We start from the raw sequence: 6894 nt of genomic DNA, 5'->3' as shown, positions 1-6894 counted from the left end.
CACACCATTATACCGCATTCCCTTTCCTTATACGAGAAAAAGACCACCGATAGGTGGCCTTTTTCGACAGGCTGAAACGGCTCTCTGACCGCATTGTCAGAGAGCCGTTTTTCTTGTGGAGTCAAGTGAGTCAGGAGTCGCTGCATACATGGATTACCACATTGCCGGCATGGTCCACGTCAGCGGCGGTGCGAATGGCGGTTTCCAACTGGTCCAGCGGAAACTCGTGAGTGATGATGGATTCCAGATCCCAGCGGCCACAGGTCATGATATGCTGAACATCCCATACATCCTGCGGCATGTATCCACCGGAGCCGATGATGCTCTGTTGGGCGTAGGTCATGTGAAGCAGATCGATGGTGCGCGGCGCATTGTTTACCCCCACACTCACAAAACGGCTTTCGATCTTGCCCGAGCGGAGAAAATCCTCCAGAATGGACGGAGCTCCCGCCGCGTCCAGCCAGCAGTCGATGTTTGCGGTTTGTCCGGACAGCGAGGGCGCAGTGCCGAAATAATCCAGTGCACGGGCCCTGAAATCCTCCCGTGCGGGATTGCATACGGCAAAGCCCAGTCTTTTGGCAAGATTCAGTCGGAAGTCCGAAAAATCGCAGAGCATGACCCGGGCCATCCCAAAATAGGAGAAGGCAGCGGCTGCTGCAATGCCAATGGTGCCGCAGCCGAATACCACTGCAAACTGGCCGGAAAGGTAGCGGCCTTCACCGGCGGGAATCATGCCGCGTCTGGCCGCCCGACAACCCACGGTGAAGGGTTCAATCAGGCTTGCCAGCCGGTCGGAAATGCGCTCGTCCACCGGATAAAGGCTCACATTGCGCCGGGCCTGTGGTACGAGAATGTATTCGGAAAATCCACCCAGCGTTCCCGCACGGGACGGATCATTCTTTGCACACAGCGGGTAGGGGTATACCCGTTCCCCGATGGTGAAATCTGTGACCAGATTTCCGATTTTGACCACTCGGGAAACCGTTTCGTGGCCAAATTCACCGCCCACAGTCACTTTATGTCCGGTACCGGGTCCGCCGAAAAAGACGGCGGTGTCGGTACCGCAGACACTGGAGTAAATGTTTTGGATCAACACATCCCGCTCTCCTATCTCGGGGAGGGGAAGCTCTTTCAGTTGGATCTGTTCTTTTCCTTCGTAGATTGCTGCTTTCATGGTGTTCCTCTCTGTGTGCCGGGCCGGGCCACACACTGCTGCATGATGGCGCAGATTTTCTGAATGGAGTCCGCGCAGTCGTTTTGAAGCCACTGGTCTACAATGGCCATCAGGCCGTGGATGTAAAAGGTCATCAGGTATTCCCGGTTTTCCTCCGGAACATGGAATTGCTCCAGAATGGGGGAAAACACATGGCGGAACATCCGCTGGTATACCTTGTCCAGCCGCAGAACGGCGGATTGCTCCATGGCAGTGCAAAACAGCCGTTTGTTATGTGCGATATAGCTCAGATAGGGCTCCAGATATTCCGGCGTGACGAAATAGGCCCGCCCGGCGGAAAGCGGCGTATTGCTGGCTGCAAAGGGTTCGGTGCGCTGGCGCATGTGGTCCAGAAAGCGTTCGGTCATATACTGCACACTCTCGGCCAACAGATCGCCGATGGTCTCGTAATGCAGATAAAAGGTGGATCGGTTTACCCCGGCCTGCTGGCAGATTTCTTTAACGGTGATGTAAGGCAGGTCCTTCTTTTCTAGCAGAGCCAGAAGGGCTTCGTCCATTCGGGCTGCGGTGCTGAAATATTTGCTTTCCGCTTTATTCAAGAAATTGTATCTCCTTTGCCTGCGGGCGAGGCCCGGCTGTTTTGGTTTATGCTTCGCTTATCTCTTTTGCCAATTCCATAATTTCGAAGGCATATTTCTGCTTGCCTTTGGCCAGCAGACGTCTGTAAAGTGGGTAGTTAAGGCCCATTCCGACCAGCCCGGCAAGACCGATCAGCACGCCCAGCACAAACATGGCGGTGCTGCCGCTGCCGATGATCCGCATGGAAAGGCACATGCCCACGCCGGTGATCAGGGCGGCGACGATGCCTAGAGAATAAGTGAAAACGGTTGCGGGCAGTTTGGCCCGGGCATCCAGTTTGCGCAGAGCAATCACCTTGGAGTGATTTTTCGGCGCGTATTCGTTTGCCAGTTGTTCTGCGTAAATTTTGTCGGTATTCATAGCACATTGGCCTCCTTTGTTTTATTGTACCAGCCCTGCGCAAAAGGCGGAACAACACGAACCAGCTGCCGTGTTGGGCAGTGGGGGAAATAAAAATACCGCAGAGGAAACCCTCTGCGGTATCTGGTCGGAGTGACGGGACTTGAACCCACGGCTTCCTGGTCCCGAACCAGGCGCGCTACCAGCTGCGCTACACCCCGATGTAAAAAATAGCAGCAGCGTGCGGGCTGCTGCTATTTCTGGTTGGAGAAGAAGGATTCGAACCCTCACAAACAGAGTCAGAGTCTGTCGTGCTACCCTTACACAATTCTCCAATATTTCTGCTCTCTTGGGCCGTGCCCTGAGTGCTTTATTATTATACCGTTGGCTTTTGTAAATGTCAACCCTTTTTTTGAAAAAATGAAAAAGAAAATCGGTGCGGGCCCAAACGAAGGCTTTTGGGCCCGCACCGGGAATTTTTCAGATGGGATAATATACGATCAGCCGGGATTCTTATCCAGATAATCCGCCGCGCTCAGCCCGGCGATCAGGCCTTCGCCCACCGCCTTGGCCACCTGCAAAGGAGCACCGGTCACATCGCCAGCTGCAAATACGCCGGGCAGGTTGGTGGCCATGGAACGATCCACCGGAACCGAGCCGTTCTCAATGGCCAGACCGGGCAGCAGGGTGTCCGGCGCGATGGCGCTGCGCAGGATGAACACACCGTCGAAAGCCTCCTGCTTGGGGCCGATCTGTGCCCACTGCACCACATCGCCGCCACCGACAGCCTTCAGGTTACCGGGAATGAAACGCACGCTCTCCCGCAGCTCCGGCGGCTGCTTGGCGGCAACAAAGCTTACCTGACAGCCGATGGAATCCAGAAAGTTTGCCTCGTGGGCCGCCTCTGGGGAAAGCCCCCAGACCAGCAGCTTTTTGCCCCGGTAGAGCATGCCGTCACAGGTGGCGCAATAGGAAACGCCACGGCCCAGAAATTCCGCCTCGCCTGGCACCGGCTTGGCCCGTGCAATGCCGCAGGCCAGAACGATGGTGCGGCTCTCCAGAATCTCGCCGTTGAAGTTGATCATGAAGCCATTGCCCATGGGCAGAATATTGGCCACACGGCCGGGCAGGGCCTGAATGCCCATGGCTGCTGCATGGGCGGAGAACTGGCGCAGCATTTCCTCGCCGGTTACGCCGGGCATGCCCAGATAATTGTCCACCTGTTCAGCCTTTGCCAGAAAGCCGGGTGCAGCGCCCAGAACCTGAACAGTCTTGCCCCGCTGGTGCAGATTGATGGCTGCCGAAAGCCCGGCGGGCCCGCCGCCGATCACGGCACAGTCAAATCGATCCATGAAGATCCTCCCTTGTGTGTAAACCGCCGTATCCGGTCAGGCCGGAAATGGCCCGGCGGCGGGAAAGCGGTGATGTTTTTCTTTATTATACCCGATTTCACACAAAGAGAAAAGGAATCTGGTCACAGACTCAGCTCAGGGTGGGTGCGCATATTTTTGGCGGGTGGCTGCTCCGCCCCGCAAATGCCGTTCCGCCTTGTTCCGTTCCAGCACCGTCTGCGCCCGGCGAAACAACTCCGGGTCCAGATGGCGCAAACGGGAGGTTACGTCCTTGTGAACGGTACTTTTTGAGATGCCGAAGCGGTTGGCTGCGGCACGCACAGTGGCGCCGGTGCAGGCAATGTATTCGCCCAGCAGCACGGCTCGCTCCTCCGGGTTGCCTTTCATAACTGCGCATTCCCCCACACATGAGTTTTATTTCATGTGTATGCGCGCCGCAAACCGGCTATGCGGGCGAAAAAATCCCCCGAGGGAGGTTTCTCCTTCGGGGGATTTGAAAGCTGTTTATTCCGGCTTGATCGGGCGCAGCATGCGGGTGGCATTCAGCACGGCCAGCACCATCACACCCACGTCCGCGAACACTGCCCACCACATGTTGGCGATGCCCACTGCGCCCAGAATCAGGCACAGGAACTTCACCGCCAGCGCGAACACAATGTTCTGGTACACAATGCGCCGGCACTTACGGGCAATGCGCAGGGCCAGCGGCAGTTTGGCGGGATCATCGTCCATCAGCACCACGTCCGCCGCTTCGATGGCTGCATCAGAACCCAGGCTGCCCATGGCGATGCCCACATCCGCCCGACGCAGCACCGGAGCGTCGTTGATGCCGTCGCCCACGAAGGCCAGCGTGGTATTGGGAGCCTTGGTGTTCAGCAGCTGCTCCAGCTTTTCCACCTTGTCACCGGGCAGCAGCTGGGCATGGTAATCGTCCAGCCCGAGGCGCCGGACCACCTGATGGGCGGCGGCTTCGGCATCGCCGGTGAGCATCACGGTGCGGATGCCCTGTCGCTTCAGGCTCTGGATGGCCTGAGCAGAGGTAGGCTTTTCCACGTCGCTGATCTGCAAAAAGCCTGCATAAGCTCCGTCGATGGCCAGATACACCACCGTTGCGCCCTCGGCGGGCTGGTTGCTTTGGGGGATCTGCACGCCCAGCTGCTCCATCAGGCGGGCGTTGCCCGCGGCCACCGGCACATCGTCCACCTGGGCGGTCAGGCCGTGACCGGCTTCCTCGTGTACCTGCCGGGTACGGCTGGAATCCACCGGCTTTCCCCAGGCGGCACGCAGACTCTGAGCGATGGGATGGCTGGACCAGCTTTCGGCAAGAGCAGCGGTTTCCAGCAGCGCTTCTTCCGTGAAACCCTCGGCAGGGAATACACCAGTCACCTGGAATACGCCCTGGGTCAGGGTACCGGTTTTGTCGAACACGATGGTTTTTACCTGCGCCAGAGCCTCCAGATAGTTGCCGCCCTTGATCAGAATACCGCTGCGGGAAGCACCGCCAATACCGCCGAAAAAGGTGAGCGGGATGCTGATGACCAGTGCGCAGGGGCAGCTGATGACCAGGAAAGTGAGCGCACGGCTTACCCAGACGCCCCACTGACCGGTGAACAGGCTGGGCAGAATGGCCAGCGCCGCCGCGCCGATGCAGACGGCGGGGGTGTAGTAGCGGGCGAATTTGGTGATGAAGTTTTCCGCCTTGGCTTTTTTCAGGCTGGAGTTTTCCACCAGCTCCAGAATGCGGGCCACGGTGGACTGACCGAAGGGCTTGGATACCTTTACCCGCAACACTTCATCCTGATTCACGCAGCCGGAGATCACGTCGTCGCCGGGGCTTACCCGGCGGGGGCGGCTTTCGCCGGTGAGGGCGCTGGTATTGATGGTGCCGCTGCCCTCCAGCACAACGCCGTCCAGAGGAATTTTCTCACCGGGTCGGATCAGGATCACGTCGCCTACGGCTACGATATCCGGATCCACCTGCTGCACGCCTTCGCTGGTTTCCAGATTGGCATAATCGGGTCGGATGTCCATAAGGGCAGCGATGTTTTTCCGGCTCTTGCCCACCGCGTAGCTCTGGAACAGCTCGCCGATCTGGTAGAACAGCATAACGGCGGCGGCTTCCCGGTATTCCTGCAAGGCCAGCGCACCCACGGTGGCGATGGCCATGAGAAAGTTCTCGTCAAAGATCTCGCCCTGCACCACGCCCAGGAACGCTTTGCGCAGTACATCGTAGCCAATAATCAGATAGGGAATGAGATACAGTGCCAGCTGTGCGTACCAGGGCAGGGGCACAAAGGCGCAGAGCACCCAAACCGCCGCCAGTGTCGCAACGGAAATCAGGATGCGGCGCAGCATGCGGGTCTGTTTTCTTGTCATAGATAACACCTCAAACCGGGCCAATAGCCCGTTTCTCTTGGGGCTTAGGGCGATACCGCACAATTCACGCCTAACGGTTCAGGCGGCGTATCACGCCAAAATTTTCCGGCGCGCTCCACCACCTGGAATTGTGTGGTATTGCCTTGGCCCCGGGTCAGAAATCGATGGCGAAATCCGGGTCGATGCGGCGGCCAACCCTGGCCACTTCCTTCAGAATGCGGGCAAATTCTGCCTCTTCCGCGTCGATGACCAGTTTCTGGGCCATAAAGCTGATGGCGGCGCTGTTCACGCCGGGAATCTGAGCCACGGCGGCTTCCACCTTGGCGGCACAGTTGGCACAATCCACTTCGATGCTGAATTTCTTTTGCATGATTCAAAACTCCTTTATGGTATATATTTTTATAATAAAGAAAGGAGGGGCTTATTCCTCCACATGCTCGGCGCCCATGGAGAGCATGGACCGCACATGGTCGTCGTCCAGCGAATAATAAACGGTTTTTCCTTCCCGGCGGAATTTGACCAGCTTGGACTGCTTTAAAATCCGCAGCTGGTGGCTCACTGCCGACTGGGAAAGCCCCAGAACCTGGGCGATATCGCCCACACACAGTTCGCTTTCAAACAGGGCGAACAGCACCTTGATGCGGGTGGAATCGCCAAAAACCTTGAACAGCTCGGCCAGATCATAAAGGAACTCATCGTCCGGCAGGTTGGCGCGCACGGTTTCCACCGCGTCCGGGTGAAAGAGCGGAGCTTCTGCGGCAGGATTTGCCCTGTGCTCCGCCGGATGCTCGTGGGGAGTCATATAAAATCACCTCATATATGAATAAGTGTTCATGTGTTAATTTTATTATAGCGTGCAGATTGGGGGCTGTCAATACTGCCTGTGTAAAATTCGCGGGGAAAATGGCAAAAGGGCCGCCCGAATGATCGGGCGGCCCTTTCAGCTTGTAGAAAAACCTGCTGTGACAATCAAGCCAGAGCAGGTTTTTTGCATGAAAAGTAAAAGAACAGAGA

The 6894-nt window shown here is 57.3% G+C and carries 8 protein-coding genes and 2 tRNA genes; all 10 read right to left on the bottom strand.

All coding sequences use genetic code 11. The features are described 5' to 3' along the window. Window positions 1-130: 130 nt before the first annotated feature. The 10 genes from ACESYO_RS16190 to ACESYO_RS16145 all read right to left on the bottom strand — a co-directional run bounded on the left by ACESYO_RS16190 (window position 131) and on the right by ACESYO_RS16145 (window position 6682). Window positions 131-1096, bottom strand: coding sequence for a zinc-dependent alcohol dehydrogenase (locus ACESYO_RS16190; RefSeq protein WP_276872336.1), 966 nt, complete (start codon window positions 1094-1096; stop codon window positions 131-133). Between the two features lie 74 nt (window positions 1097-1170). Further along, window positions 1171-1773, bottom strand: coding sequence for a TetR/AcrR family transcriptional regulator (locus ACESYO_RS16185; RefSeq protein WP_058967099.1), 603 nt, complete (start codon window positions 1771-1773; stop codon window positions 1171-1173). Between the two features lie 46 nt (window positions 1774-1819). Beyond that, the gene (locus ACESYO_RS16180) at window positions 1820-2173 is read right to left on the bottom strand and encodes a hypothetical protein (RefSeq protein WP_058967098.1); all 354 of its coding nucleotides are present in this window, start codon (window positions 2171-2173) and stop codon (window positions 1820-1822) included. Between the two features lie 124 nt (window positions 2174-2297). Next, a tRNA-Pro gene (locus tag ACESYO_RS16175) sits at window positions 2298-2373 on the bottom strand. Window positions 2374-2413: 40 nt separating this feature from the next. Beyond that, window positions 2414-2487, bottom strand: a tRNA-Gln gene (locus ACESYO_RS16170). 165 nt (window positions 2488-2652) lie between these two features. Beyond that, entirely contained in the window at window positions 2653-3504 is an 852-nt protein-coding gene (locus ACESYO_RS16165; protein WP_058967097.1) for an NAD(P)/FAD-dependent oxidoreductase, read from the bottom strand. 135 nt (window positions 3505-3639) lie between these two features. Continuing rightward, window positions 3640-3891, bottom strand: coding sequence for a sporulation transcriptional regulator SpoIIID (locus ACESYO_RS16160; RefSeq protein ID WP_058967096.1), 252 nt, complete (start codon window positions 3889-3891; stop codon window positions 3640-3642). A gap of 117 nt (window positions 3892-4008) precedes the next feature. Further along, window positions 4009-5880, bottom strand: coding sequence for a heavy metal translocating P-type ATPase (locus ACESYO_RS16155; protein ID WP_058967095.1), 1872 nt, complete (start codon window positions 5878-5880; stop codon window positions 4009-4011). A 154-nt stretch (window positions 5881-6034) separates the two neighbouring features. Next, a complete protein-coding gene (locus ACESYO_RS16150; RefSeq protein WP_058967094.1) occupies window positions 6035-6250 on the bottom strand; it encodes a cation transporter in 216 nt (71 codons plus the stop codon). A gap of 51 nt (window positions 6251-6301) precedes the next feature. Further along, entirely contained in the window at window positions 6302-6682 is a 381-nt protein-coding gene (locus ACESYO_RS16145) for an ArsR/SmtB family transcription factor (protein WP_082669693.1), read from the bottom strand. Between the last annotated feature and the right edge of the window lie 212 nt (window positions 6683-6894).

It is taken from the genome of Allofournierella massiliensis (genome assembly GCF_964241245.1).
GTDB classification, from domain to species: Bacteria; Bacillota; Clostridia; order Oscillospirales; family Ruminococcaceae; genus Allofournierella; species Allofournierella massiliensis.
Note: the sequence above shows the minus strand (reverse complement) of the source record. Positions and strands in the feature narration are given on the sequence as shown.